Genomic DNA, 25,593 nt, shown 5'->3' with positions numbered 1-25,593 from the left:
CCAATCAGTTCCGCCTTTCCGGCATCGCATTTACAGGAGTTCTCATGAAAGCTGTTCGTTCCACGCTACTGATCGCCGCCGTTGTACTGAGCGGCTGTGCCAGTTCGGGTTCCGGCGCTGACAGCAGCCAGCAGGCAAGCTGGTGGAATCCGCTGACGTATCACTGGTCTTCGGCGCTGCCGTGGAACTGGTTCGGTTCCTCGCTGACCGCGACTGAACAGGGCGTGGGTGGGTTAACTGCCTCGACCGCCATGAAAGAGGACGCGATTAATGCCGGACTGAACGGTGACTATAGCCTGCGTCAGGGCATGCGCAGCCAGAACGGTCAGGTGGTCTCTTTCTGGCAGGCGCTGGATGATGGCAAAGTTAAGCTGGTGATTTACGGGCAGTCGCAGGTCGAACGTATTGAGGTCATGGACAGCGCAATCGCCAGCAGCGATGGCAGCAAAGTGGGTGATGTCTTCAGTAATAAGTTCAGCAAAGCCTTCGACAATTGCACCTTAGCCAGCGGCACCGATGCGCGTGACGTGGCGTGCCGCGCGCCTGGCAGTCAGCATCTGACCTATGTTTATCATGGTGACTGGCATGGACCGGAGGGATTAATGCCCTCTGACGATACGCTGAAAAGCTGGAAAATCAGCAAGATTGTCTGGCAGCGTTAATTCCTCGTCTTCAGCGCGCCGCGCGTCAGGCGGCCGCTGAGCCTCCCAAACCCTTGCCGGAGCGTGCGGCACGGGGTTCCTCCTCCCCATCGGCTTTTGCTGATTTCTGCATAAACAGTGCCGTCGTCTTATGCTTTTTTCGACTTTGAAATCATCAAACGATATATAAAACCGTTACTGGTTTTCACTGAGTTATAAATAAACTGGTGCCTCAGCGGGTGAGATCCGCATCAAACTTTTTCAGGGTGCCAAATGACATTACAAGCGATGAAAAAAATCGTGAGCGGTATCGCGTTGTCGCTGAGCCTGGCCGGCGCAGCCAATGCCACTGAACTCCTTAATAGCTCTTACGATGTTTCGCGGGAGCTGTTTGTCGCCCTGAATGCTCCCTTCGTTAAACAGTGGGATGCCAGCCATCCCGGCGATCCACTGACCATTAAGATGTCGCACGCCGGTTCATCGAAGCAGGCGCTGGCTATCCTGCAGGGACTGCGCGCGGATGTCGTCACGTACAATCAGGTTACGGATGTGCAGGTGCTGCACGATAAAGGCAACCTGATTGCCGCAGACTGGAAAAGCCGTCTGCCGAATAACAGCTCGCCTTTCTACTCCACCATGGCGTTTCTGGTGCGCAAAGGGAATCCAAAACAGATTCACGACTGGTCAGATTTGACCCGCAGTGATGTGAAGCTGATTTTCCCGAATCCGAAAACCTCCGGTAATGGCCGCTATACCTATCTGGCCGCCTGGGGCGCAGCGGATAAAGCGGACGGGGGCGATCAGGCCAAAACCCGTGCCTTTATGACGCAATTCCTGAAAAACGTTGAAGTGTTCGACACCGGCGGTCGCGGTGCGACCACGACCTTTGCTGAGCGTGGCCTGGGCGACGTATTAATTAGCTTTGAGTCCGAAGTGAATAACATCCGCAACCAGTACGGCAAAGATGAGTATGAAGTGGTGGTGCCGAAAACCAACATTCTGGCGGAGTTTCCGGTGGCATGGGTGGATAAAAACGTCGCGACCAATAAAACCGCTGATGCGGCCAGCGCTTATCTGAACTATCTCTACACGCCTGAAGCGCAGAATATTATTACTCACTACTACTATCGCGTGAACAATGCACAGCTGATGGCGGAGCAGAAAGATCGCTTCCCGCAGACCAGCCTGTTCCGGGTGGAAGAGGCGTTTGGCGGCTGGGATAAGGTGATGAAGACGCACTTCGTCAGCGGCGGTGAGCTTGATAAGTTGTTAGCGGCGGGGCGCGGATAATGTTTGCAGCCAGCCAGAAACGTGTGTTGCCCGGCTTTGGTCTCAGCCTCGGCACCAGTCTGCTCTTTACCTGTCTGATTCTGCTGCTGCCTATCAGCGCGGTGATCATGCAGCTGTCGCAGATGACGCTGCAACAGTACTGGGATGTGGTGACCAATCCGCAGCTGATTGCCGCCTATAAAGTAACTCTGCTCTCTGCAGGCGTCGCCTCACTGTTTAATGCGGTGTTCGGCATGCTGATGGCATGGATCCTGACCCGTTACCGTTTTCCGGGCCGGACGCTGCTGGATGGCCTGATGGATCTGCCATTTGCACTGCCTACGGCGGTGGCAGGTCTGACCCTGGCCGGACTCTTTTCGGTCAACGGCTGGTATGGACAGTGGTTCGCTCAGTTCGACATCAAAATTTCCTACACCTGGATTGGTATCGCCATCGCCATGGCCTTTACCAGCATTCCGTTTGTGGTGCGTACCGTACAGCCGGTGCTGGAAGAGTTAGGTCCGGAGTATGAAGAGGCGGCCGAAACGCTGGGTGCCACGCCATGGCAGAGCTTCCGCCGCGTCGTGTTGCCGGAAGTGGCACCGGCGCTGCTGGCCGGGACTGCGCTCTCATTTACCCGCAGCCTGGGTGAATTTGGTGCGGTGATCTTTATTGCCGGTAACATCGCCTGGAAAACGGAAGTCACCTCACTGATGATTTTTGTCCGGCTGCAGGAGTTCGACTATCCGGCGGCCAGCGCCATCGCCTCGGTGATCCTGGCGGCATCGCTGATTCTGTTATTTGCGATTAACACATTACAGAGCCGCTTTGGCCGTCGTCTGGGAGGTCACTAATGGCTGAGGTTTCACAAATTAATCACGCTGCTCGTCAGCCAGTGAACTGGGGCAAGTGGCTGCTGATTGGTATCGGCGCGCTGATCTCGATTCTGCTGCTGGTGGTGCCGATGGCCTCCATCTTCTGGGAAGCGCTGAATCAGGGGCTGATTGTCGCCCTCAGCAATCTGGCAGACCCGGACATGCTGCACGCCATCTGGCTGACCGTGATGGTGGCGCTGATCACCGTACCGGTTAACCTGGTGTTCGGCACGCTGCTCGCCTGGCTGGTGACGCGCTTTACCTTCCCGGGTCGTCAGTTGCTGCTGACCCTGTTTGATATTCCTTTTGCCGTGTCCCCGGTCGTGGCCGGTCTGATGTATCTGCTGTTCTGGGGCGTTAATGGCCCGGCAGGCGGCTGGCTGGATGCGCATAACATCCAGATTATGTTTGCCTGGCCTGGTATGGTGCTGGCGACGGTGTTTGTGACCTGTCCGTTTGTGGTACGCGAACTGGTCCCGGTGATGCTGAGTCAGGGCAGTCACGAAGATGAAGCGGCGGTGTTGCTGGGCGCCTCTGGCTGGCAGATGTTCCGCCGCGTAACGCTGCCGAACATTCGCTGGGCGCTGCTGTATGGCATCGTGCTGACCAACGCCCGTGCGATTGGTGAATTTGGTGCGGTCTCGGTGGTATCGGGATCGATTCGCGGTGAGACCTACACGTTACCGCTTCAGGTTGAATTATTGCATCAGGACTACAACACCGTTGGCGCGTTCACCGCGGCCGCCCTGTTAACCCTGATGGCAATTGTGACGCTGTTTCTGAAAAGTATTGTGCAGTGGCGTTTAGAGCAACAGCACAAACGCCTGCAACAGGAGGGAAATCATGAGCATTGAGATTAACAAGATCAACAAATCCTTTGGTCGCACATCGGTGCTGAACGATATCTCTCTGGATATTGCCTCGGGTGAAATGGTGGCGCTGCTTGGCCCGTCAGGCTCGGGTAAAACCACGCTGCTGCGCATTATTGCCGGGCTGGAGCATCAGAACAGCGGTCACATCCGTTTTCATGGTAACGATGTCAGCCGCCTGCATGCGCGCGATCGTCAGGTCGGTTTTGTCTTCCAGCACTACGCGCTGTTCCGTCATATGACGGTATTCGACAACATCGCCTTTGGCCTGACCGTGCTGCCACGTCGTGAGCGTCCTTCAACGGCGGAGATCAAACAGCGTGTTACCCGTCTGCTGGAGATGGTGCAGCTGGCCCATCTGGCGAATCGCTTCCCGGCACAGCTGTCGGGCGGCCAGAAACAGCGTGTGGCGCTGGCGCGTGCGTTAGCGGTTGAACCACAAATTCTGCTGCTGGATGAACCCTTTGGCGCGCTGGATGCTCAGGTACGTAAAGAGCTGCGCCGCTGGCTGCGTCAGCTGCATGAAGAGCTGAAATTCACCAGCGTGTTTGTCACCCACGACCAGGAAGAGGCGATGGAAGTCGCGGATCGCGTGGTGGTGATGAGCCAGGGCAACATTGAACAGGTCGGCACGCCAGATGATGTGTGGCGCGATCCGGCGACCCGTTTTGTGCTGGAATTCCTGGGTGAGGTGAACCGCTTTGATGGCGAGATTCAGGGATCACAGTTCCATGTTGGCGCGCATCACTGGCCGCTGGGCTATACCTCGGCCCACCAGGGCGCGGTTGAGCTGTTCCTGCGTCCGTGGGAAATCGACGTTTCACGCCGTAGCAGCCTGGAAACCCCGCTGCCGGTTCAGGTGCTGGAAGTGAGCCCGCGTGGACACTTCTGGCAGCTGGTCGTCCAGCCTGTCGGCTGGCAGAGCGAGCCGGTCTCGGTGGTGTTTGAAGGTGAGCAGGCAGCGCCGATTCGCGGCGAGCGTCTGTTTGTTGGCTTGCAGCAGGCGCGTCTCTATAAAGGCGATACGCCACTGCGTGCAGTTGCCTTTGCACAAAGCGCCTGATATTTTCTCTTCAATACCGGGCGGGAGTGTCATTCCCGCCTTTTTTTCGCATCTGGTTTGTAAGATGCCAGGAACCGCACCGTGACGACTCTCGAAAATACCATCGGCAATACCCCGCTGATTATGTTGCAGCGCCTGACGCCCGCCAACGGCAGCGAGGTCTGGCTCAAGCTGGAAGGCAATAATCCGGCAGGTTCGGTAAAAGATCGCGCGGCCTGGTCGATGATCAATCAGGCGGAGCTGCGTGGTGATATTGCACCTGGCGATCAGCTGATTGAAGCTACCAGCGGCAACACCGGGATTGCGCTGGCGATGATCGCGGCGATGAAAGGCTACCGACTTCGCCTGCTGATGCCCGACAACATGAGTCAGGAGCGGCAGGACGCGATGCGCGCCTATGGCGCAGAGTTAATTCTGGTGCCACGTGAACAGGGCATGGAGGGCGCACGCGATCTGGCCCAGGCGATGGCGGCGCGCGGTGAAGGCCGGGTGCTGGATCAGTTTAATAATCCCGATAATCCGCTGGGCCACTATCAGACCACCGGCCCGGAGCTGTGGCAGCAGTCGAACCAGCGCATGACTCATTTTGTCTCCAGCATGGGCACCACCGGCACCATTACCGGCGTAGGACGATATCTGAAAGAGCTCAACACGGGCGTGCAGGTGATCGGTTTGCAGCCCAGCGAAGGCAGCAGTATTCCGGGTATTCGTCGCTGGCCGCTGGCTTATCTGCCGGGGATCTACCGCCCCGATCTGGTGGATGATGTGATAGATATGACGCAAAAGGAAGCGGAAGAGACGATGCGCGCGCTGGCACGCCGTGAAGGCATTTTCTGTGGCGTCAGTTCAGGCGGCGCGGTGGCGGGTGCGCTGCGTATTGCGCAGGCCAATCCTGGCAGCGTAGTGGTGGCGATCGCCTGCGATCGCGGTGACCGTTATCTCTCTACCGGACTCTATCATCAGTAACCTCTGCTGATGCGGAATCAGGCCTGTGCGCGCATTAACTGCCCACAGGCCTTTTTTAACCCCAATTTTCGGTGCCAGATAGACTGAATCTGTAAGGATCGCGTAAATCAGGCTGCGCGAATGTTTAGCACAGGACAAAATAGCGGCAATTCTCCAGAGAGATAACCATGAAAATTTTGCTTGTTGATGATGATGTTGAATTAGGCACGATGTTAAGCCAGTACCTGATCGGGGAAGGGTTTGATGCTCAGCTGGTTCTGACCGGCAGCGCTGGCGTGCAGGGCGCGTTATCGGGAGAGTTCACCGCCATGATTCTGGACATTATGCTGCCCGACATGAGCGGCATTGATGTGTTGCGTCAGGTGCGCCAGAACAGCCGGATACCGGTGATTATGCTCACCGCCAAAGGCGATAATATTGATCGCGTGATCGGTCTGGAAATGGGCGCGGATGACTATATGCCCAAGCCCTGCTATCCCCGTGAGCTGGTGGCGCGACTGCGCGCCGTATTACGCCGTTTCGAAGAGCAGGCACCGCAGCCAGATGCCAGAGAGCCGCTGCGCTGGGGGGAGCTGATGCTTAATCCCGCCACCCGCATCAGCGAATGGCAGGGTAAAACCTTTGATCTGACGGCGTCGGAATTTAATCTGCTGGATCTGCTGCTGCGTGCGCCGGACAGAGTGGTGTCAAAAGATGAGCTCTCTGAAAAGGGACTCGGTCGTCCGCGTGAAGCCTATGACCGCAGCGTTGATGTACATATCAGTAACATTCGTCAGAAGCTCAGTGCATTAACCGCTGACAGCATCAACATCGAAACCGTTCGCAGCATCGGTTACCGTATTCGATGAAACAGAGTTACCGTGGACGCATGTTCTGGAAGATCTTTATCGGCTTCTGGATCGTTTTTGTCATCATGAGCCAGCTTATCTGGCTCGGCTTTACGCTCTCCGGTAAACGGCATGAACCGCCTGAACTCGTGGCTATCCGTCGTATTGTGGATCTGCAGATGACCTCCGCCGCGTCCGTGCTGGAGCGGGGCGGGCCTGATGCGCTGAATGCGATGCTGTCAGACTGGGATAACAGCGATCGGCAGTTCTTCCACGTCACCCAACAGACAAAACCGTCGCAATCAGAAAACAGCGGCAACATGGATATCAGAGGGCGCTTTCCTGAAGAGGTGGTGCGCTGGGTTCGTGGCGCGGATGGCAAAGCCTATCAGCTGCGCTACGACCTGGATGGGATGCGTAAAGACAGCACGCTGAACATGATGCCGCGCAAATTTCTGAATATTCCTGAGCCGATGTTTGTCTTCGCCGGCTCGGTGGGATTGCTGTTCAGTCTGCTGCTGGCCTGGAATCTGACGCGACCTATGCGTCAGCTGCGGGAAGGATTTTCCCGCGTGGCTGAGGGCGATTTAAGCGTGCGGCTGTTTCCGATCATGCGTAAGCGCCACGACGAGATCTCAAACGTCGCTGAAGCCTTTGACGCCATGGTCGAGCGGCTCGATACCCTGGTGCGCGCCCGTGAAGAACTGTTGCATGATATCTCACATGAGCTTCGTTCACCGCTGGCCCGACTGCAGCTGGCGACCGGGCTGGCCAGACAGACGCCAGAAAGTGTGAACAGTTCGCTTGATCGCATTGATGAAGAGGCGCGTCGGCTGGACAAGATGATCGGTGAACTACTTACACTATCGCGGGCTGAGCATGAAAGCATCCCGGATGAGCAATATTTTGATCTGACCGGCTTGCTGCAGGCGGTTATTACCGATGTCCGTTATGAAGCGCAGATCCCTGGCGTGCAGGTAGAGTTGCAGGTCGACGATCGGGCTGATTACACCGTGCGGGGCAATGCAGAGCTGATACGGCGCGGAGCAGAGAATGTGTTACGCAACGCACTACGCTTCTCTCTGCCAGGGCAGCGGATTGATGTTCATCTGCACGCAGAACAGCAGTGGCTGGTGATTCAGGTGCGCGATCAGGGGCCAGGAGTCGATGAGGAGAAACTCTCCAGCATCTTTGACCCGTTTGTTCGGGTTAATTCGCCGCTGATGGGCAAAGGTTATGGTCTGGGGCTGGCTATCGTGCGCAAGGTGGTGCTGGCGCATCATGGTGAGGTCGAGGCAAGAAACCGGCCAGAAGGCGGACTGGAACTGACGCTGCGTCTGCCGCACTGGCAGCCCTGAACAGGTATACAGCAGAAACGATAACGGCACCCGCGGGTGCCGTTATGTTATGAACGAATGCTTACTTTCTGATGCGAATCACCGGCGTTTCGCCGACGGTGACCTGGCCAGTCAGCTTAATCAATTCCTTGATTTCATCCATATTGGAGATGACAACCGGTGTCAGGGTTGATTTCGCTTTCTCTTCCAGCAACGGCAGGTCGAACTCGATAACCACGTCGCCTTTTTTGACCTTCTGGCCTTCTTCAGCGATGCGTTTGAAGCCTTCACCTTTCAGTTCAACCGTATCGATACCGAAGTGGACGAACAGCTCAATGCCATTGTCTGATTCGATCGAAAAAGCGTGATTGGTTTCAAAAATCTTACCGATAGTGCCATCAACAGGGGCAACCATTTTGTTGCCGCTGGGCTTGATCGCAATACCGTCGCCCACGATTTTTTCTGCAAACACCACATCTGGTACGTCTTCAATGTTGACGATTTCGCCTGACAGAGGCGCTACGATGTCAATTGTCCCAGCGCTATCCGTTTTTTCGCCAAAAAGTTTAGAAAACAAACCCATGATCTTCTCCTAAGCAGTAATTTGGGGCCAGCATCATGCAGATTAGCAGAGCGTTTTTTCCTTAATGAACTTGTTTACCAGGTTCATTAAATCTTCCGCTGTCGGTTGAGCCAGTGCCTGCTCCGCCAATGCCTTCGCATCTTCAAAATTAGTATTACGAATGATTTTCTTGATGCCAGGGATAGAAATGGCACTCATGCTGAACTCGTCCAGCCCCATTCCCAGTAACAGTAGTGTAGCACGTTCATCACCTGCCAGCTCACCACACATGCCGGTCCATTTACCTTCAGCGTGAGATGCATCAATGACTTGCTTGATTAAGTTAAGCACAGACGGCGTCATTGGGTTGTACAGGTGCGAGATCAAATCATTACCACGATCGACCGCCAGAGTATACTGCGTCAGATCGTTTGTCCCAATACTGAAGAAGTCGACTTCCTTCGCCAGATGATGAGCAATCACGGCTGAAGCCGGGGTTTCCACCATGATGCCGACTTCGATGCTCTCATCAAAGGCTTTACCTTCTTCACGCAACTGCGCTTTCAGCAGCTCCAGTTCCGCTTTCAGGCTGCGTACTTCTTCAACCGAAATAATCATCGGGAACATGATGCGCAGTTTACCGAAAGAGGAGGCGCGCAGGATCGCACGCAGCTGCGCATGCAGAATCTCTTTGCGGTCCATGGCGATACGGATAGCGCGCCAGCCGAGGAACGGGTTCTCTTCTTTTGGCAGGTTCATGTAAGGCAGGTCTTTGTCGCCGCCGATGTCCATGGTACGCACGATAACGGCCTGTGAACCCATGGCTTCTGCGACGGCTTTGTACGCCTGGAACTGCTCTTCTTCGCTTGGCAGTGAGTCACGATCCATGAACAGGAATTCGGTGCGGTAGAGACCCACGCCTTCAGCGCCGTTACGTTCAGCACCGGCGATATCGCGTACAGTACCGATGTTGGCGCAGACTTCAACCTGATGACCATCCAGCGTAACGGCTGGCAGATCTTTCAGCTTGGCTAATTCATGTTTTTCCGACAGATACTGGTTCTGTACGGCTTTCAGCTCTTCCTGAATCGCTTCTGAAGGATTGACGTGAATCGCATTGTTAACGCCATCCAGAATCAGGAAATCGCCATTTTTAACCGTGACGGTCACATTGCCGGTACCGACAATGGCTGGGATCTCCAGCGAGCGCGCCATGATTGAGGTATGTGAGGTACGGCCACCCAGATCGGTGATAAAGCCCAGCACCTTCTTCAGGTTCAGCTGTGCGGTTTCTGACGGCGTTAAATCTTTTGCCACCAGAATGGATTCGTCCGGAATAGCGCTCAGGTCAACGATATGCAGACCGAGGATGTTTTGCAGCAGTCGCTTACCGATGTCACGTACGTCAGCCGCACGCTCTTTCAGATATTCGTCATCTAACTCCTCCAGTGCTTTCGCCTGGCCATCGATGACCGAGTAAGCAGCAGCATCGGCAGAAGCGTGATCTTTTTTGATCAGGTCGATGATTTCCTGCTCCAGCTCTTCATCTTCCAGCAACATAATGTGGCCTTCGAAGATTGCTGCTTTCTCTTCACCGAGGGTTTCACCCGCTTTGACGCGAATCGCTTCCAGTTGTAATGCCGCTTTGCTGCGGCCATCGAGGAAGCGCTGGACTTCCTGCTCAACCTGGTCATCAGAAATTTTCTTGCGGTTGATGACGATCTCGTCTTCTTTCAGCAGCAGTGCTTTGCCGAAAGCGATACCTGGTGATGCTAAAATGCCTGAAATCATAACGCTACCTTTTAATCACGATGGCTGATGGGACTCTGTGCGGTGCCATTGTCGCGGGACACGTACTCTACGAAAGCAATAACGCGGACAGGTTGTCCGCGATCAAGATGTTTGCACTCAATGGCGCAGAGGAGTCGATTTGCTGGAGAGCTGAGCGGAGATTACTCCAGTTCAGCCATCAGTTTGACCAGATGCTCAACTGCTTTCTGCTCGTCTTCACCTTCCGCGGAAAGGGTCACAACAGTACCCTGGGTTAAACCCAGTGTCTGCAGCTTGAACAGGCTCTTCGCGCTCGCTGATTTACCGTTAGAGGTCACGGTAATTTCTGACTGGAAAGCTTTGGCTTCTTTAACGAATTGCGCAGCTGGGCGAGTGTGCAGACCGTTTGGTGCAGTAATGGTAACTTCTTGCTGGAACATTCTATTTCCCCAACGTTATCAGGATGAGTGTTATGGATCTAAAGTCTAGCCTGGAGCCTTTACTTTAGCCTGTGTAGGTGCGCGGGTATAGCTTCATGCTGACCAAAGACGCGCATGCGTCAAATCTACAGTCCGTTGCGTCTCAAAACCGATTCTACACGTCACCGGTTAATTATGCCGTGATTCGCCGTTTCACTGAATCTGTAAATCGATTCAGCTTGATCCACTTCAAACGCGGATTAATTTCAGGCATCGAAATAATTGGCAGTCTAAATAACAGAGCGGCGTCACTGAAATCAATCTGCCGGGTGATGAAAGTGAGATCTGCACCACAAAAAAGCACCCGATTGGGTGCTTTTTTCTCCATTTTCGGACTATCGGCCTCTGCTACTGAAGCTCTTTTTCAGTGAAGAGATCGGCAAACAAGGCGGTACTCAGATAGCGTTCACCGGAGGAGGGGAGGATCACCACAATATTTTTGTTGGAGAAGGCTTCATCTTCCTGCAGCTTCAGCGCCGCGGCAACGGCAGCACCGGATGAGATACCGGCCAGAATACCTTCCTCTTCCATCAGCCGACGCGCCGTACTGATCGCTTCTTCATTGGTGATTGCCACAACGCGGTCCACCAGATTCAGCTCAAGGTTGCCCGGAATAAAGCCTGCGCCAATACCCTGAATTTTGTGTGGGCCGGGCTTGATCTCATCGCCCGCCAGCGCCTGAGCAATCACCGGTGAATCGGTCGGCTCAACCGCGACGGTAATCAGATCTTTTTTGCCTTTGGTTTTTTTGATGTAGCGGCTCACGCCGGTCAGCGTACCGCCGGTGCCGACACCGGCAATAAAGACATCCACTTCGCCGTCCGTGTCTTCCCAGATTTCCGGGCCGGTGGTCTTTTCATGGATTTCCGGGTTGGCCGGGTTGCTGAATTGCTGCAGCAGCACATATTTATCCGGATTGCTGGCAACAACCTCTTCAGCTTTGCTGATGGCACCTTTCATGCCTTTGGCACCCTCGGTCAATATCAGCGTCGCGCCCAGCGCCTTCAGCAGCTTACGGCGTTCCACTGACATGGTTTCTGGCATCGTCAGCGTTAATTTATAACCGCGCGCTGCGGCGACATAGGCCAGAGCAATACCGGTGTTGCCGCTGGTCGGTTCCACCAGTTCAACACCCGGTTTCAGAATACCGCGTTTTTCTGCGTCCCAAATCATATTGGCACCGATACGGCATTTTACGCTGAAGCTCGGGTTACGGGATTCAACTTTCGCAAGGATGCGGCCGTTACCGATGCGGTTCAGTCGAACCAATGGCGTATGACCAATTGTCAAAGAGTTGTCTTCATAGATCTTACTCATAGCCTGTCCTTAACTGTATGAATTATTGGGAACCCTATGAGCATACCTGTTCTGCCTGGGGGCGGAAGGAAAGAAATCGCATATCTATATGTCACCCGGCAATAAGCCCTGCTGAAAAGAGCATAAGGCGCGCTGATAATTTTAGCGCACTTCACTGCGTGCCAGCTGTGGCCGGTAGCGATCGACCCACATGGCGGTGGCACCGCAGACGGCAACCGGCATGATCACGAGGTTCAGAACCGGAATCATGGTGAACAGACTGATTAGCGCGCCAAACTGCATATTGGCCGTTTTGTGCTGACGCAGGGCGTTGCGCATCTGCTGAAAAGGCACTTTATGGTTATCGAACGGGTAGTCGCAATACTGGATGGACAACATCCAGGCGCTGAACAGGAACCACAGCACTGGCGCAACGGTCTGGCCAAAACCAGGAATAAAATAGAGCAGCAGCAGACCCAGAGCGCGTGGCAGGTAATAACCCAGTTTTTGCAACTCGCGCTTCATGATGCGCGGCACATCCTTAATCATCCCAGCCCAGCCGCTGTCCGGCAGGGGCTTGCCTGTCAGGCGGCCTTCCAGTTGCTCGGCCAGCAAGCCGCAAAACGGAGCGGCAATTAAGTTTGCCAGGGTCGAAAAGAAGTAGCTAAACACCAGCACAATCGCAATCACCGACAGCGGCCATAACAGATAGCTCAGCCACTGCAGCCAGTCCGGAATATGGGCCATCAGACGCGGGATCCAGTCACCGAGACGATAGAAAAGCCAGATAAAAGCGCCACCCAGCATCACAATATTGATCAGCAACGGCATCACCACAAAGCGGCGAATACCAGGCAGACGTACCAGTTTCCAGCCCTGGCTAAAGTAGTGCATGCCGTTAAAATTTAAGACGGAATTCTCACGGGCCATAAAGCCAGTTCTCCTGAAGATGTTAAGGCGCGCCCACTATAACCTGGCTTTTTCTCCAGGCCAGGTGCCGTTTGGGTAAAAAAACAGCGAAAAAGCGTGGGTTGCCTATCTTATTTGTCAGAAAATAGTGCACAGACTTGCACTTGTGTAGCAGGGCAAATACAGTTAGAGGATAAAGTTTGCCGCGGTGGCAAGGTATTGGAACAACAGAGAATACAATGATGCAGGATTTGCGTCTGATATTAATCGTTGTTGGCGCGATCGCCATTATAGCGCTCCTTCTTCACGGGCTGTGGACCAGCCGTAAAGAGCGTTCGTCAGTGTTCCGCGATCGCCCGCACAAACGTCTAAAACAACGTGATGAAAATGATGAGCAGGACCTGATTGACGACGAGGATGATGGCGTCGGCGAGGTTCGCGTTCGTTCTGATCGCAACGTACATCAGGAACCGCGTTTCGATGAGATTCGCGAGCCACAGCCAGAAGCGCCGCGTAAGCCTGCGCCCGCTGAGCCTGTGCGTCAGCCTGCGCCACGACCCGCACCGCAACCCGAACCTGAAAGCGACCCGCTTTTTAACACGGCACCGCAGCCTGCTCCGCAGTCGCGCCCTGAACCGGTTCGTCAGCAGCCCGCACCCACTTTTGTCGCGCCGCCGGTTCAGGCCGACCCGCTGCTGGATCTCGACCCGCTGGAATCTGTACAGCCAGCACCGCAGTACCAGGCAGAACCTGAGCCGCAGCCTGAAGTGACACCGGCGCCCGCGCCGGCACAGCCTGCTGCTAAAGCGCCAGCGGAAAAACCGAAAGAAGCGGTACTGGTGCTGCATGTTGCCGCACATTCGGGCGGTGAACTGAACGGTGAGGCACTACTGCAGGGTATTCTCCAGGCGGGCTTCCAGTTTGGTGAAATGAACATTTTCCATCGTCATCTCAGTCCGGCTGGCAGCGGCCCGGTATTGTTCAGTCTGGCCAATATGGTTAAGCCGGGCTCGTTCAATCCTGATCTGATGACCGATTTCAGCACGCCTGGCATCTCTATCTTTATGATGGTGCCTTCTTATGGCGATGCGAATCAGAACTTCAAGCTGATGCTGCAGTCGGCTCAGCGTATCGCTGATGATGTGGGTGGCGTGGTGCTGGATGATGAGCGTCGCATGATGACCCCACAGAAGCTGGAAACTTACAAAGCGCGTATCCGCGATGTGGTTGGCGTCTGAGACCGGCGCTAAACGCTATCTGAATTGTTAAAAACAAACCCCCGCCTGTCGGGGGTTTTTTATCTGATGGGGCTTTATGAAATCCGTCCAGGATCACATCACCGAACTGCGCACCACGTTGCGCCATCATGAATATCTCTATCACGTTATGGATGCGCCGGAAGTGCCGGATGCTGAATACGATCGTCTGATGCGTGAACTGCGTCAGCTGGAAGAGGAGCACCCGGATCTCATTACGCCGGACTCGCCGACACAACGCGTGGGTGCCGCGCCGCTGACGGTCTTCGAGCAGGTGCGCCATGAAGTCCCGATGCTGTCGCTGGATAACGCCTTTGATGAAGCCACGTTTATGGCCTTCAACAAGCGGGTGCAGGATCGGCTGAAAAGCAGTGACGACATTACCTACTGCTGTGAACTCAAGCTTGATGGCGCTGCGGTCAGCCTGATGTATGAAAATGGTCTGCTGGTCCGGGCCGCAACGCGCGGTGACGGCACAACCGGCGAGAACATTACAGCCAATGTCCGCACCATTCGCGCTATCCCGCTGCGGCTTAAAGGCGACAACATTCCGGCACGGCTGGAAGTGCGTGGCGAAATATTTATGACGCAGCGCGGCTTTGAAAAGCTGAATGAGGAAGCACGCCGGACTGATGGCAAAGTCTTTGCTAATCCGCGCAATGCAGCAGCCGGTTCTCTGCGTCAGCTGGATCCGCGCATTACCGCCAAACGTCCGCTGACCTTCTTCTGCTACGGTTTTGGCCTGCTGGAAGGCGGTGAGATGCCGCACAGTCACATGGGGCGTCTGCAACAGTTTAAAGCCTGGGGCCTGCCTGTCAGCGACCGCATTAAGCTGGTGCACAACGCAGAAGAAGCCCTGGCCTTCTATCGTGATATTGAACAACAGCGTCCGAATCTGGGTTTTGATATTGATGGCGTGGTGATCAAAGTCGATTCACAGGAACTGCAGGAAAAGCTGGGCTTTGTGGCGCGTGCACCGCGCTGGGCGATTGCTTTTAAATTTCCGGCACAGGAACAACTGACCTGGGTGCGGGACGTCGAATTTCAGGTTGGCCGCACCGGGGCTATCACACCGGTGGCTCGCCTGGAGCCGGTGCAGGTCGCGGGCGTTATCGTCAGCAATGCCACGCTGCATAACGCGGATGAAATCGAGCGGCTGGGATTACGCATCGGGGATCGGGTCGTCATTCGCCGCGCCGGTGATGTGATTCCGCAGGTGGTCAACGTGGTGATGGCCGAGCGCCCTGAACAGACGCGTGAAGTCCTGTTCCCGGCACACTGTCCGGTCTGTGGTTCCGAAGTAGAACGGGTCGAAGGGGAATCGGTTACGCGCTGCACGGGCGGTTTAATCTGCGGTGCTCAACGCAAAGAGGCGCTGAAGCATTTTGTCTCGCGCCGGGCGCTGGATGTTGATGGCATGGGCGATAAGATTATCGACCAGCTGGTAGAGAAAGAGTACGTCAACACACCTGCGGATCTGTTCCGTCTCACGGCGGGCAAACTGACCGGACTGGATCGCATGGGGCCGAAATCGGCACAAAACGTTGTCGACGCGCTGGAGAAAGCGAAATCGACTACGCTGGCGCGATTCCTCTATGCACTGGGCATTCGTGAAGTGGGTGAAGCCACCGCTGCCAATCTGGCTAACCATTTTGGTGAATTGCAGAAGGTTATGGATGCCGATCTTGAGGCGCTGATTGCGGTGCCGGATGTCGGCAAAGTCGTTGCGGCACACGTGCGCAACTTCATGGAAGAGGAGAGCAACCGTGAGGTTATCCGCCAGCTGGTCGAAGATATCGGCATTCACTGGCCGCAGGTGGTGGTGGTGAGAGCCGAAGAGATCGACAGTCCGTTCGCCGGTAAAACGGTGGTGCTGACCGGCTCCCTGTCGCAGATGAACCGCGATGATGCCAAAGCGCAGCTGATCGCACTGGGCGCAAAAGTCAGCGGCAGTGTCTCGAAGAAAACCGATTTGCTGATTGCCGGTGAAGCGGCCGGTTCAAAGCTGGCGAAAGCAGCGGAGCTTGGCATCGAAGTGATTGATGAAGCGGAAATGATCCGCCTGCTGGGAGCCTCAGATGGATGAACATCAGTTGGTGGCGATAGCTAATACGCCTATGCCGTTTGGCAAATATAAGGGGCGGATGCTGATCGATCTGCCTGAGCCTTATCTGCTGTGGTTTGCCCGCAGTGGGGACTTTCCGTCTGGTCTGCTGGGCGATCTCATGCAACTCACCCTGACAATAAAAATTGAGGGTCTGGAAGGGTTAGTTAAACCGCTTCAGACCCGCAAGTAACGCTGCCCGCGCTGGCGGGCAGCCGATCTATTTCTGAGACTCCATCACCGAATCTTTGACCTGCACAGCCTGCTGCTTCTCATTGGTCTTCTTATAACGTCCGGCAATAAATGAACAGACCATCAGCTGTACCTGATGGAAAATCATCAGCGGCAGCACAATAATCCCCACGGTACTGGCCGGGAACAGGATATTCGCCATCGGCACGCCATTCGCCAGACTCTTCTTCGAACCACAAAACAGCACCACAATCTCATCGGCGCGTTTAAAGCGGAACAGGCGCGAGGCCAGCAGGTTGATAATCAGCACAGCGGTCAGCAGGATGATTGAGCCTGCCACAATCCACAGCAGCGTAATCAACCCAACGCGATGCCAGATGCCGTTAACCACCGCTTCACTGAAGGCAGAGTAAACCACCAGCAGAATGGAGGTCTGGTCGGTTTTGCCAATCAGGCTGCGGTGCTTCTCAACCCAGCCACCGATCCAGCGCCGTGAGAGGTGTCCCAGCACGAAAGGCACCATCAGTTGCAGCATAATCTTCCCGATCTGCTCCAGTCCATCGCTGGGCGCGCTGCTGTGAATATCCATCACCAGGTTCACCAGCAACGGCGAAATAAACACACCCAGCAGGCTTGATGCAGAGGCGCTGCATACCGCTGCCGCGACGTTACCGCCCGCCATGGAGGTAAACGCGATAGCGGACTGCACGGTCGCAGGCAGGATACAGAGGTAGATAAAGCCGGTATAAATTTCCGGGCCGACATTAACCGGATGCCACCAGACCAGCAACAGACCCAGCACCGGAAACAGCACAAAGGTGCTGAACATAATCCACAGATGCAACCGCCAGTGACTGCTGCCTGAGATGATCTTTTCACGCGACAGCTTGGCACCATGCATAAAGAACAGCAGTGCTATCGCTGCCGTCGCGAGATAGCTGAATATATCAACGTAGATCCCTCTGGCTGGCAGGAAAGAGGCCAGCAGCACGGTGATGATGAGTTTAATCATCATCGGATCGAGTTTTAAAAATCCCATTGTTAAATTCCGGTAAATTTTTCAATAGCGCGATTGTGCGTGAAACCTGTTTAGAAATAAAATTGATTTATTGAATTAATCTATGAGCAGAATCGATGAATTATACCCTGCGTCAGCTACGAACCTTTATTGCGGTGGCACACTATGGCGGATTCAGCCAGGCGGGGCAGGCGATAGGTCTGAGTCAGTCGGCGGTCAGCCACAGTATTAAAGAGCTGGAAGCGGAAACCGGCGTACGGTTGCTGGATCGAACCACCCGGGAGGTGATGCTGACTGAAGCGGGAAAACAGCTGGCGTCACGCATGGAGCGCCTGCTGGAGGAGATTCATACCACGCTGCTGGATATCCGCAGTTTTGGCGAACAGCGCAGTGGTACCGTCAGAGTGGCAGCCAGCCAGACCATTTCCGCTCATCTGATGCCGCAATGTCTGGCCGCCAGCCAGCAGCACTTTCCTGACATCAAAGTGATACTGCACGATCGTGCCCAGCAGTGGGTGCTGCAAAGTGTGCGTAACGCCGAAGTCGATTTCGGGATTGTGATTGGGCCACTCAGCGACAGCGATTTTGACAGCATCGCGATTCTGGATGAGCCTTTCCTGCTGCTATGCCGTGATGATGATCCGCTGGCGCAGGTGGAAAGGGCAGAATGGTCAATGCTGGATGGCCGCACCATGGTGCTTCAGGACTATGCTTCGGGCAGTCGGGTCCTCATTGATGCGGCGATGCAGCAGCAGAATATCAGGGCTGAAGTCGTTCAGGAGATTGGTCATCCCGCTACGCTGTTCCCGATGGTACAGGTGGGGATCGGCATTAGTATTCTGCCCGCGCTGGCGTTACCGTTACCGGCGGATCGCGCATTAACGGTGCGGCGTCTATATCCTGAAATCAATCGCAGCCTCACGCTGATTAAGCGTAAAAACCGCTCGCTGACGCCTGCTGCCGAAGCGATCTGGCAGGAGGTGCGCCAGCAGGCGACGCTGCTGGCGCAACAACGCGAGGCCAGGCCCGCATTTTAGATGTAGACGTCAATTTTGTTGGTGTCGGTAGGGCGGTTAATCCCGTCCGCTTTGCTCTCACTGACAGGCGAGCTGTCACTCTTTGGCTGATCCTGCTCGGCCTGCTTCTGTTCCAGCTGAGCAATCTGTGCCTGCAGCATGGTGATTTGTGACTGATACATCTGCTGCATTTCAGACTTCTGTTCGTCAGTCAGTTCTTTGTTGTCGGCCAGTTCCTTGACTTGCGTTAAGACGTTCTGAATCTGTTTATTCAGTGCCGCGACCTGCGAGGCAACACTGCCGCCACCGCTGTCACCGCCACTGACTGCACTGCTTAGAATTCCGGAAATTGAAGACATCATTTTTCTCCCTGTAAGTTGTCAGATACGTTATCGGCACGCTGTGAAACGACTTGAGAGCTGAAATTGTTAAGGTTGCGAAAAGGCGAGAGCTTATCTGTTAAGCCAATGTCAGTGCAGCAGAAAAAAACAGGCACCAAAAAGGGCTAAAAGAGAGCAGATAAGCTTAAAGCGAGGGGAGCACAGGCCTGTAGCAAAGCATCGCGGGACAGGGACAAAAACGCCGGGAGCGTTTTTGAACAACGCAAAGCGTTGGCCCGTCTGCGGGCGCACCTCAGGGATGAGGTGCGTAATCGCCCGCGCTGTGCCTGTCATGGAAGGCGGTTTTGCGTCTTTGCGAAAGGCCTGTGCACCCTGAGCCAGCACACTGTTTAAAGCCTGAAGTCGCAGAAAAGGTCAGTTCAGCTTTAAGCATGGTTAAGTCAGCGCAGCAGAAACGAAAAAAGCGCCATAAAGGCGCTTTATTCTGAATTGGTGGGTCGTGCAGGATAGCCTCGGCCCGTCGTGGGCCTCGCCCTGCGGGTGATGCTGTCGCATCAGCCTGAATCGCTCCCGGCGATTCAGTCGAACCTGCAGCAGGTTCTCACCCTGCACGGTAAAGTCCGTGCCCCGGAAACGAAAAAAGCGCCTTAAAGGCGCTTTTTTCTGAATTGGTGGGTCGTGCAGGATTCGAACCTGCGACCAATTGATTAAAAGTCAACTGCTCTACCAACTGAGCTAATCACCCACTTCGTACTTCAGTACTACTCACAGGCTAGATATGGTGGGTGATGACGGGTTCGAACCGCCGACCCCCTCCTTGTAAGGGAGATGCTCTACCAACTGAGCTAATCACCCACTTCGTACTTCAGTACTACTCACAGGCTAGATATGGTGGGTGATGACGGGTTCGAACCGCCGACCCCCTCCTTGTAAGGGAGATGCTCTACCAACTGAGCTAATCACCCATATCTTCATACCTGTTCACTGCGGGCCACGCTGTTAAGAGTGGTGGGTGATGACGGGTTCGAACCGCCGACCCCCTCCTTGTAAGGGAGATGCTCTACCAACTGAGCTAATCACCCCCGCTGTGTGGAGTCGCATTATAGGGATAGTTGATTTTGAGTCAACGCTTTTTAAAACATAAATGTGCGTTCGGTTTATTTTTAAACACCCTGTCGCGCTTTTAGCCAATGTGCTGGTTTTACTGGCAGAAAAGCCTCTTTTCCCGGACGGCAACCGGCGGGCATGCATTGAGGATTCACCGTCAGATGCTAGAATGTGCCCACTGTTTTTCGCGTCTAACCTGTTTTTTGTCATCCAGACAGAGAACCCGCGCATCTAAGGCAATACTCAATGAAAATCAAAACACGCTTCGCGCCCAGCCCGACTGGCTATCTGCATGTAGGTGGCGCTCGTACCGCACTTTACTCCTGGCTCTTTGCCCGTCACAACCAGGGCGAGTTCGTGCTGCGCATTGAAGATACCGATCTGGAGCGCTCCACGCCGGAAGCTATCGAAGCCATCATGGATGGCATGAACTGGCTGAGCCTCGACTGGAATGAAGGCCCTTACTACCAGACAAAACGTTTTGATCGTTACAACGCGGTCATTGATGAAATGCTGGAAGCGGGCACCGCCTATAAATGCTACTGCTCTAAAGAACGTCTGGAAGCGCTGCGTGAAGAGCAGATGGCCAACAACGAAAAGCCGCGTTATGACGGCCGCTGCCGTGACAGCCATGAACATCATGCAGATGATGAGCCGTGCGTTGTGCGTTTCCGCAATCCGCAGGAAGGTTCGGTCATCTTTGACGACCAGATCCGTGGCCCGATTGAGTTCAGCAACCAGGAGCTGGATGACCTGATCATCCGCCGCACCGATGGTTCGCCAACCTACAACTTCTGCGTCGTCGTGGATGACTGGGATATGGGCATCACCCATGTGATTCGCGGTGAAGACCACATTAACAACACGCCACGTCAGATCAACATCCTCAAAGCGATTGGCGCGCAGGTTCCGGTCTATGCCCACGTCTCAATGATCCTGGGTGATGATGGCAAAAAGCTCTCCAAGCGTCATGGCGCGGTAGGGGTGATGCAGTATCGTGATGATGGCTACCTGCCAGAAGCGCTGCTCAACTACCTGGTTCGTCTGGGCTGGTCACATGGCGATCAGGAAATCTTCAGTGTGGCCGAAATGGTTGAGCTCTTTACCCTGGATGCGGTCAGTAAGTCTGCCAGTGCGTTCAACACTGAGAAACTGCAGTGGCTGAACCACCACTACATCAATACGCTGCCGCCAGAATATGTGGCGACACATCTGCAGTGGCATATTGAAGAGCAGAAAATCGATACCCGCACGGGTCCGGAACTGGCGAAGCTGGTTGCTCTGTTAGGCGAGCGCTGCAAAACGCTGAAAGAGATGGCTGCATCCTGCCGCTACTTCTATGAAGACTTTGCAGAGTTTGATGCCGATGCCGCGAAGAAACATCTTCGTCCGGTAGCACGTCAGCCGCTGGAAGTAGTACGCGATAAGCTGGCCGCGATAGAAGAGTGGACGGCTGAAAACGTTCATCAGGCTATTCAGAGCACCGCAGATGAGCTGGAAGTCGGGATGGGAAAAGTAGGCATGCCGCTGCGTGTGGCCGTGACCGGTGCCGGTCAGTCACCCGGACTGGATGTCACCGTGGAAGCGATAGGCCGCAGCCGCAGCGTTGCACGTATTGAGCAGGCGCTGGCCTTTATCAGCGAGCGGGAAGCACAGGCTTAATAAACAGAACCGGAAGCTTCGCGCTTCCGGTTTTTTACTCTTCAGTGATATCCAGACGCTGCAACATGCCTTTAATACCTATCCGCAATATCAGCGCTGAAAGCTGCTCCTGTTCAGCCTGACTCATTTGCGGAACCGCATTCACCAACAGTGCCGTCAGTGAATCTGCCGGAACCCTGTACATTGCGGCGGGTTCATGCAGGCTACGCGTCGAATGGATAAATTTTTCTACGCGATCATCGACATGAATCAATCGCGCCTTGCCGCCCTGAATGCCGGGTCTGGGCAGGGTAGTCCAGTTTTCGCGCTTAATCCATTTGTTCACTGTCTGTCGGCTCAGGCCCGTCTCTGAGGCGAGTTCTTCGGGTGTTAACCATTCCTTTTTCATCATACCTTCCCTGATAAATACACCTTACTCTTCGCTGATGCCCAGTCGCTGCAAAACGCCCTTGATACCTTCGCGTAAGATTAGTGCAGTGAATTGATCCTGCTCGTCCTGAGTCATTTGCTGGACGGAACTTATTAATAACGCAGGTAATGAATTGGACGGAGTGCTGTAAATTGCCGTCGGCTCGTTAAGGTTACGGGTCGACTGAATAAAACTTTTTACGCGCTCATCAATGTGAATCAATCGGGCTTTACCGCCTTGCACACCGGGCTTCGGCGTGGTCGTCCAGTTTTCCCGCTTGATCCATTTATTCACCGTTTGCCGACTGTAACCCGTCTCTGCAGCCAGCTCTTCGGGGGTAAGCCATTCCTTTTTCACGATGCAGTCCCTGATTAATACATTAGCAGGACATATTACAGCAAAACGTAACGGGGGAAAGTAACTGAAGCTGAAATTGCCTTTTGTCTCTCGACAAAAGGCAAAACATCATTACTGAGGATTACTGGCGGGTTCAGCGGCAGGACGGAATGCAAGGAAATAGGCCAGACCAACGAACACGGCACCACCCACGGCATTGCCTGAGAAGACGGCAATAAAATTAGGGAAGTACTCTGCCCAGCTCATCTGACCGGCAAAAATGGCGGCCGGAATAATAAACATGTTGGCGACAACGTGCTGGAAGCCAATGGCTACAAATGCCATCACCGGGAACCACATGCCGAAGATCTTGCCGACCACATCTTTACTGGCAAAGGCCAGCCATACCGCCAGGCAAACCAGCCAGTTACAGCCGATGCCAGAAATAAAGGCGTGCAGGAAATCAGCGTGGACTTTTGCAGAGGCGATAGCAACGGTCTTCTTCAGGTAATCGCCCTCGGTCATACCCAGCATATGACCAAAGAACCAGGCGACAGCCACGCTGCCGAGAAAGTTAGCCAGGGTAACCCAGAACCAGTTGCGCGCCACGCTCATAAAGCTGATGCGACGGGCGAACCAGGCCACCGGTAAGGTCATCATATTGCCGGTCAGCAGCTCACCACCCGCCAGTACGGTCATGATGATCCCCACCGGGAAGACCGCGGCGCCTAACAGGCCGCCAAAAGAGCCCCATTCAGCGGGCAGGGTGTTGATCACGTGAAGATCCAGCAGGAAGCCGGTCGCAATAAATGCGCCCGCCATAAAGCCGAGAATCAGAAGGATGCTGACAGGTGCACGGCTTTTAGCCACGCCTGACTGGATCGCCAGTTGTGCGATTTCTTTAGGTGTATGCAGCGACATAGTATCTCAGTAGTTTTTTTATGATTAATGGGACGATAACGCCTGGTGGACGCGTGGTACGCGGGAGAGGGTCCCGGCGACCACTTAATTAGCGGGCTAAGTTTTGCATGCGAAAAAGCCGAAGACAAGAAAATTCCTATAACATATTTAACCGTGAATTAACCTGACGGCAGACTGAATAACAGTTAAAAAACGGTCCTGTGTGAACAGACACGATTTTCCCCTGCAGCATGCTGCTGAAACTTCGCAGGTTGCCGCCTTTTTCAGCGATCAAACAGAGAATGTCATTTTGCCGTTGACACCCCGGAGGGGGTTTCATATTATGCCGTCCGTCGCTTAACGCGACAGTTTTTCGGTTCGGGGCTATAGCTCAGCTGGGAGAGCGCCTGCATGGCATGCAGGAGGTCAGCGGTTCGATCCCGCTTAGCTCCACCAAACTTCTTCCCAAAAGTTTGGCACTGAAAAACGATTCCAGATGTGGGGGTATAGCTCAGCTGGGAGAGCGCTTGCATGGCATGCAAGAGGTCAGCGGTTCGATCCCGCTTATCTCCACCATTTTCTAACACGCCGTTGTCAAAATCCTTTCTGATTAATCTCTTATTCGCCAGTTGCTGCGGATCCCAACGCTATTGCTTTGCCATTCACGCTGCTGCGCACGCTTAAATACGTTATTACCGGCATGATCCGCCATAACATCCGATGCTGTTTGCAGGACGCTGTGCCGCCTGTTGTGCACGATCTGAATGCAGATGTGACATGTGCAATGGAAGAGTTAACGCGGGAAAGGGAAATCAGCGGGAAGCAGAGCAGGAACAGAGCAGAAAGAGAAGGGCGAGACCTGCTCGCCCTTTGATGCTAAGAGTAGTGCGCAGAACCGTGCTTAGAACGCCAGAACCAGACCGGCGATAGCGGCGGAAAGCACGCTGACCAGCGTAGAGCCGTACAGCAGCTTCAGACCAAAGCGGGAAACCACGTTGCCCTGTTCTTCATTCAGACCTTTAATCGCACCGGCCACGATGCCGATAGAAGAGAAGTTGGCGAACGAGACCAGGAACACGGACAGAATACCTTCTGAATGTGGCGACAACTGACCCGCGATTTTCTGCAGATCCATCATGGCAACAAACTCATTCGATACCAGCTTGGTTGCCATAATACTGCCGACCTGCAATGCTTCACCAGCAGGCACGCCCATCACCCAGGCAAACGGATAGAAGACAAAGCCGAGAACGCCCTGGAAGGAGATGCCGAAGATCAAATCAAACAGCGCATTCAGACCTGAAATCAGCGCGATAAAACCAATCAGCATGGCGGCAACGATAATCGCGACACGGAAACCAGCCAGGATATATTCGCCCAGCATCTCAAAGAAGCTCTGGCCTTTGTGCAGATCCTGCAACTGCAGATCTTCTTCGTTCTCTACGCGATAAGGGTTGATCAGCGACAGCACGATAAAGGTGCTGAACATGTTGAGCACCAGCGCGGCGACCACATACTTCGGCTGCAGCATGGTCATGTAAGCACCGACGATCGACATCGATACGGTCGACATCGCTGTCGCGGCCATGGTGTACATGCGGCGCTGTGACATTTGGCCCAGGATATCTTTATAAGCGATGAAGTTTTCTGATTGTCCCAGTATCAGAGAACTCACGGCGTTGAAAGATTCCAGTTTTCCCATGCCATTCACTTTCGACAGTACGGTACCGATACCGCGAATCACCCATGGCAGGATACGGAAATGCTGCAGAATACCGATCAGCGCAGAGATAAAGACGATAGGGCACAATACGTTAAGGAAGAAGAAGGCCAGGCCTTTGTCGCTCATGTTGCCGAAGACGAAGTTGGTACCCTCAGCGGCATACTTCAGCAGATGGTCAAAGAAGCCCGCGAATCCTTTGACGAAACCGAGTCCCGCTTCTGAGTTCAGGAAGAACCAGGCGAGCACAATTTCAATCACCAGTAGCTGTATAATGTAGCGAATGCGAATGCTTTTACGATCGTGACTGACCAGCAAGGCGAGTATCCCGACCACCACCAGTGCTAAAAGAAATTGCAAAATATGGGACATGGTTGCTCCAAATTTGAGGAGGGTTGTATTTTGTTGCGTATTCTATGTAACGCGTTACTTAAAAACGAGATCTGAACCACAATATAAGTATTCGCTATCGCTATATTTTCCAGAAAAGTTCCAGAGATCACGTCCTGTTTACAAATACTTCACTTCAGATAACCACATAATTATTGTCTGAATTTTACACCGGGCGTAAAGTGACACTATTGCTCACATTTTTAGCAATCACATCCTTTACTGTAATGTATAGCAATGGCTATACTTTATAGCAGCATCTATTACACCGATAACAAT

Annotated in this window: 24 protein-coding genes, 6 tRNA genes and 1 other RNA gene; 15 read left to right on the top strand and 16 right to left on the bottom strand. The window is 54.0% G+C overall.

Annotated features, from left to right (window positions below):
• The first annotated feature begins 44 nt into the window (after window positions 1-44).
• From EPG66_RS09940 to EPG66_RS09905, 8 genes are all read left to right on the top strand, one after another.
• The gene (locus tag EPG66_RS09940; RefSeq protein WP_115764948.1) at window positions 45-662 is read left to right on the top strand and encodes an RpoE-regulated lipoprotein; all 618 of its coding nucleotides are present in this window, start codon (window positions 45-47) and stop codon (window positions 660-662) included.
• Window positions 663-914: 252 nt separating this feature from the next.
• Window positions 915-1,931: a sulfate ABC transporter substrate-binding protein gene (locus tag EPG66_RS09935; RefSeq protein WP_010671362.1), complete on the top strand. Its 1,017-nt coding sequence runs from the start codon at window positions 915-917 to the stop codon at window positions 1,929-1,931.
• On the top strand, window positions 1,931-2,764 hold the full coding sequence (gene cysT / locus EPG66_RS09930; protein WP_010259932.1) for a sulfate/thiosulfate ABC transporter permease CysT: 834 nt from the start codon (window positions 1,931-1,933) through the stop codon (window positions 2,762-2,764). The genes EPG66_RS09935 and cysT overlap by 1 nt, the downstream gene beginning before the upstream one ends.
• Window positions 2,764-3,639, top strand: coding sequence for a sulfate/thiosulfate ABC transporter permease CysW (gene cysW / locus EPG66_RS09925; RefSeq protein ID WP_031590524.1), 876 nt, complete (start codon window positions 2,764-2,766; stop codon window positions 3,637-3,639). Before cysT ends, cysW begins: the two co-directional genes overlap by 1 nt.
• On the top strand, window positions 3,629-4,717 hold the full coding sequence (gene cysA / locus EPG66_RS09920) for a sulfate/thiosulfate ABC transporter ATP-binding protein CysA (protein WP_031590525.1): 1,089 nt from the start codon (window positions 3,629-3,631) through the stop codon (window positions 4,715-4,717). Before cysW ends, cysA begins: the two co-directional genes overlap by 11 nt.
• Before the next feature lie 81 nt (window positions 4,718-4,798).
• Complete coding sequence (gene cysM / locus EPG66_RS09915) at window positions 4,799-5,683, top strand: cysteine synthase CysM (RefSeq protein ID WP_039390845.1); 885 nt, start codon at window positions 4,799-4,801, stop codon at window positions 5,681-5,683.
• A 167-nt stretch (window positions 5,684-5,850) separates the two neighbouring features.
• Complete coding sequence (locus tag EPG66_RS09910) at window positions 5,851-6,531, top strand: response regulator transcription factor (protein ID WP_010671364.1); 681 nt, start codon at window positions 5,851-5,853, stop codon at window positions 6,529-6,531.
• Complete coding sequence (locus tag EPG66_RS09905; protein ID WP_143991389.1) at window positions 6,528-7,868, top strand: ATP-binding protein; 1,341 nt, start codon at window positions 6,528-6,530, stop codon at window positions 7,866-7,868. Before EPG66_RS09910 ends, EPG66_RS09905 begins: the two co-directional genes overlap by 4 nt.
• A 61-nt stretch (window positions 7,869-7,929) precedes the next feature.
• On the opposite strand, the gene crr is transcribed toward EPG66_RS09905, so the two are convergent.
• From crr to cysZ, 5 genes are all read right to left on the bottom strand, one after another.
• A complete protein-coding gene (crr, locus tag EPG66_RS09900; RefSeq protein ID WP_010259911.1) occupies window positions 7,930-8,430 on the bottom strand; it encodes a PTS glucose transporter subunit IIA in 501 nt (166 codons plus the stop codon).
• A 42-nt stretch (window positions 8,431-8,472) separates the two neighbouring features.
• Entirely contained in the window at window positions 8,473-10,200 is a 1,728-nt protein-coding gene (gene ptsI, locus EPG66_RS09895) for a phosphoenolpyruvate-protein phosphotransferase PtsI (protein WP_003848857.1), read from the bottom strand.
• 161 nt (window positions 10,201-10,361) lie between these two features.
• Entirely contained in the window at window positions 10,362-10,619 is a 258-nt protein-coding gene (ptsH, locus tag EPG66_RS09890; RefSeq protein WP_003848868.1) for a phosphocarrier protein Hpr, read from the bottom strand.
• Window positions 10,620-11,006: 387 nt separating this feature from the next.
• Complete coding sequence (gene cysK, locus EPG66_RS09885) at window positions 11,007-11,975, bottom strand: cysteine synthase A (protein ID WP_182686668.1); 969 nt, start codon at window positions 11,973-11,975, stop codon at window positions 11,007-11,009.
• A gap of 141 nt (window positions 11,976-12,116) precedes the next feature.
• A complete protein-coding gene (cysZ, locus tag EPG66_RS09880; protein ID WP_182686666.1) occupies window positions 12,117-12,884 on the bottom strand; it encodes a sulfate transporter CysZ in 768 nt (255 codons plus the stop codon).
• A 218-nt stretch (window positions 12,885-13,102) separates the two neighbouring features.
• Between cysZ and zipA the strand changes: the two genes are divergently transcribed.
• The 3 genes from zipA to EPG66_RS09865 all read left to right on the top strand — a co-directional run bounded on the left by zipA (window position 13,103) and on the right by EPG66_RS09865 (window position 16,416).
• Window positions 13,103-14,101, top strand: coding sequence for a cell division protein ZipA (gene zipA, locus EPG66_RS09875; protein WP_022624162.1), 999 nt, complete (start codon window positions 13,103-13,105; stop codon window positions 14,099-14,101).
• Window positions 14,102-14,177: 76 nt separating this feature from the next.
• Window positions 14,178-16,205: an NAD-dependent DNA ligase LigA gene (ligA, locus tag EPG66_RS09870; RefSeq protein WP_069025254.1), complete on the top strand. Its 2,028-nt coding sequence runs from the start codon at window positions 14,178-14,180 to the stop codon at window positions 16,203-16,205.
• The gene (locus tag EPG66_RS09865; RefSeq protein WP_003848878.1) at window positions 16,198-16,416 is read left to right on the top strand and encodes a DUF3820 family protein; all 219 of its coding nucleotides are present in this window, start codon (window positions 16,198-16,200) and stop codon (window positions 16,414-16,416) included. Before ligA ends, EPG66_RS09865 begins: the two co-directional genes overlap by 8 nt.
• Window positions 16,417-16,443: 27 nt before the next feature.
• Here EPG66_RS09865 and EPG66_RS09860 read toward each other — a convergent pair whose 3' ends face one another.
• Window positions 16,444-17,454: a bile acid:sodium symporter family protein gene (locus EPG66_RS09860; RefSeq protein WP_031590532.1), complete on the bottom strand. Its 1,011-nt coding sequence runs from the start codon at window positions 17,452-17,454 to the stop codon at window positions 16,444-16,446.
• Window positions 17,455-17,549: 95 nt separating this feature from the next.
• On the opposite strand from EPG66_RS09860, the gene EPG66_RS09855 reads away from it, so the two are divergent.
• Window positions 17,550-18,470, top strand: a complete 921-nt coding sequence (locus tag EPG66_RS09855; protein WP_010259882.1) for a LysR family transcriptional regulator — start codon at window positions 17,550-17,552, stop codon at window positions 18,468-18,470.
• Here the strand turns inward: EPG66_RS09855 and EPG66_RS09850 are convergent.
• The 6 genes from EPG66_RS09850 to EPG66_RS09825 all read right to left on the bottom strand — a co-directional run bounded on the left by EPG66_RS09850 (window position 18,467) and on the right by EPG66_RS09825 (window position 19,872).
• Window positions 18,467-18,808, bottom strand: coding sequence for a FlxA-like family protein (locus tag EPG66_RS09850; RefSeq protein WP_069026538.1), 342 nt, complete (start codon window positions 18,806-18,808; stop codon window positions 18,467-18,469). The two genes, EPG66_RS09855 and EPG66_RS09850, sit on opposite strands and share 4 nt — an antisense overlap.
• A 472-nt stretch (window positions 18,809-19,280) precedes the next feature.
• Window positions 19,281-19,416, bottom strand: a non-coding RNA gene (locus EPG66_RS09845) — RtT sRNA.
• A 43-nt stretch (window positions 19,417-19,459) separates the two neighbouring features.
• Window positions 19,460-19,535: transfer RNA gene (locus EPG66_RS09840), tRNA-Lys, on the bottom strand.
• Window positions 19,536-19,569: 34 nt separating this feature from the next.
• A tRNA-Val gene (locus tag EPG66_RS09835) sits at window positions 19,570-19,645 on the bottom strand.
• Between the two features lie 34 nt (window positions 19,646-19,679).
• A tRNA-Val gene (locus tag EPG66_RS09830) sits at window positions 19,680-19,755 on the bottom strand.
• 41 nt (window positions 19,756-19,796) lie between these two features.
• Window positions 19,797-19,872, bottom strand: a tRNA-Val gene (locus EPG66_RS09825).
• Between the two features lie 271 nt (window positions 19,873-20,143).
• Between EPG66_RS09825 and gltX the strand changes: the two genes are divergently transcribed.
• Complete coding sequence (gene gltX / locus EPG66_RS09820) at window positions 20,144-21,559, top strand: glutamate--tRNA ligase (protein ID WP_039390859.1); 1,416 nt, start codon at window positions 20,144-20,146, stop codon at window positions 21,557-21,559.
• A 34-nt stretch (window positions 21,560-21,593) separates the two neighbouring features.
• Here gltX and EPG66_RS09815 read toward each other — a convergent pair whose 3' ends face one another.
• The 3 genes from EPG66_RS09815 to EPG66_RS09805 form a co-directional block, all read right to left on the bottom strand.
• Window positions 21,594-21,950, bottom strand: a complete 357-nt coding sequence (locus EPG66_RS09815; protein ID WP_250488662.1) for a YfeC-like transcriptional regulator — start codon at window positions 21,948-21,950, stop codon at window positions 21,594-21,596.
• A 21-nt stretch (window positions 21,951-21,971) separates the two neighbouring features.
• The gene (locus tag EPG66_RS09810) at window positions 21,972-22,325 is read right to left on the bottom strand and encodes a YfeC-like transcriptional regulator (RefSeq protein WP_031590536.1); all 354 of its coding nucleotides are present in this window, start codon (window positions 22,323-22,325) and stop codon (window positions 21,972-21,974) included.
• 111 nt (window positions 22,326-22,436) lie between these two features.
• The gene (locus EPG66_RS09805; RefSeq protein WP_010257841.1) at window positions 22,437-23,225 is read right to left on the bottom strand and encodes a formate/nitrite transporter family protein; all 789 of its coding nucleotides are present in this window, start codon (window positions 23,223-23,225) and stop codon (window positions 22,437-22,439) included.
• Window positions 23,226-23,584: 359 nt separating this feature from the next.
• Here EPG66_RS09805 and EPG66_RS09800 point away from each other — a divergent pair.
• Window positions 23,585-23,660 (top strand) — tRNA-Ala (locus tag EPG66_RS09800).
• A 44-nt stretch (window positions 23,661-23,704) separates the two neighbouring features.
• Window positions 23,705-23,780 (top strand) — tRNA-Ala (locus EPG66_RS09795).
• A gap of 325 nt (window positions 23,781-24,105) precedes the next feature.
• On the opposite strand, the gene EPG66_RS09790 is transcribed toward EPG66_RS09795, so the two are convergent.
• On the bottom strand, window positions 24,106-25,296 hold the full coding sequence (locus EPG66_RS09790; RefSeq protein WP_010671371.1) for a NupC/NupG family nucleoside CNT transporter: 1,191 nt from the start codon (window positions 25,294-25,296) through the stop codon (window positions 24,106-24,108).
• Between the last annotated feature and the right edge of the window lie 297 nt (window positions 25,297-25,593).

The organism is Pantoea pleuroti (assembly GCF_014156615.1).
GTDB classification, from domain to species: domain Bacteria; phylum Pseudomonadota; class Gammaproteobacteria; order Enterobacterales; family Enterobacteriaceae; genus Pantoea; species Pantoea agglomerans.
The sequence above is the reverse complement of the archived record's forward strand: the minus strand, read 5'-3'. Positions and strand labels throughout refer to the sequence as shown.

Bases quoted from the DNA above. Each gene is read 5' to 3' on its own strand.
- EPG66_RS09940 (WP_115764948.1), top strand. From the start codon at position 45: ATGAAAGCTGTTCGTTCCACGCTACTGATCGCCGCCGTTGTACTGAGC.
- EPG66_RS09935 (WP_010671362.1), top strand. From the start codon at position 915: ATGACATTACAAGCGATGAAAAAAATCGTGAGCGGTATCGCGTTGTCG.
- cysT (WP_010259932.1), top strand. From the start codon at position 1,931: ATGTTTGCAGCCAGCCAGAAACGTGTGTTGCCCGGCTTTGGTCTCAGC.
- cysW (WP_031590524.1), top strand. From the start codon at position 2,764: ATGGCTGAGGTTTCACAAATTAATCACGCTGCTCGTCAGCCAGTGAAC.
- cysA (WP_031590525.1), top strand. From the start codon at position 3,629: ATGAGCATTGAGATTAACAAGATCAACAAATCCTTTGGTCGCACATCG.
- EPG66_RS09910 (WP_010671364.1), top strand. From the start codon at position 5,851: ATGAAAATTTTGCTTGTTGATGATGATGTTGAATTAGGCACGATGTTA.
- EPG66_RS09905 (WP_143991389.1), top strand. From the start codon at position 6,528: ATGAAACAGAGTTACCGTGGACGCATGTTCTGGAAGATCTTTATCGGC.
- crr (WP_010259911.1), bottom strand. From the start codon at position 8,430: ATGGGTTTGTTTTCTAAACTTTTTGGCGAAAAAACGGATAGCGCTGGG.
- ptsI (WP_003848857.1), bottom strand. From the start codon at position 10,200: ATGATTTCAGGCATTTTAGCATCACCAGGTATCGCTTTCGGCAAAGCA.
- ptsH (WP_003848868.1), bottom strand. From the start codon at position 10,619: ATGTTCCAGCAAGAAGTTACCATTACTGCACCAAACGGTCTGCACACT.
- cysK (WP_182686668.1), bottom strand. From the start codon at position 11,975: ATGAGTAAGATCTATGAAGACAACTCTTTGACAATTGGTCATACGCCA.
- cysZ (WP_182686666.1), bottom strand. From the start codon at position 12,884: ATGGCCCGTGAGAATTCCGTCTTAAATTTTAACGGCATGCACTACTTT.
- zipA (WP_022624162.1), top strand. From the start codon at position 13,103: ATGATGCAGGATTTGCGTCTGATATTAATCGTTGTTGGCGCGATCGCC.
- ligA (WP_069025254.1), top strand. From the start codon at position 14,178: ATGAAATCCGTCCAGGATCACATCACCGAACTGCGCACCACGTTGCGC.
- EPG66_RS09865 (WP_003848878.1), top strand. From the start codon at position 16,198: ATGGATGAACATCAGTTGGTGGCGATAGCTAATACGCCTATGCCGTTT.
- EPG66_RS09860 (WP_031590532.1), bottom strand. From the start codon at position 17,454: ATGGGATTTTTAAAACTCGATCCGATGATGATTAAACTCATCATCACC.
- EPG66_RS09855 (WP_010259882.1), top strand. From the start codon at position 17,550: ATGAATTATACCCTGCGTCAGCTACGAACCTTTATTGCGGTGGCACAC.
- EPG66_RS09850 (WP_069026538.1), bottom strand. From the start codon at position 18,808: ATGTCTTCAATTTCCGGAATTCTAAGCAGTGCAGTCAGTGGCGGTGAC.
- gltX (WP_039390859.1), top strand. From the start codon at position 20,144: ATGAAAATCAAAACACGCTTCGCGCCCAGCCCGACTGGCTATCTGCAT.
- EPG66_RS09815 (WP_250488662.1), bottom strand. From the start codon at position 21,950: ATGATGAAAAAGGAATGGTTAACACCCGAAGAACTCGCCTCAGAGACG.
- EPG66_RS09805 (WP_010257841.1), bottom strand. From the start codon at position 23,225: ATGTCGCTGCATACACCTAAAGAAATCGCACAACTGGCGATCCAGTCA.
- EPG66_RS09790 (WP_010671371.1), bottom strand. From the start codon at position 25,296: ATGTCCCATATTTTGCAATTTCTTTTAGCACTGGTGGTGGTCGGGATA.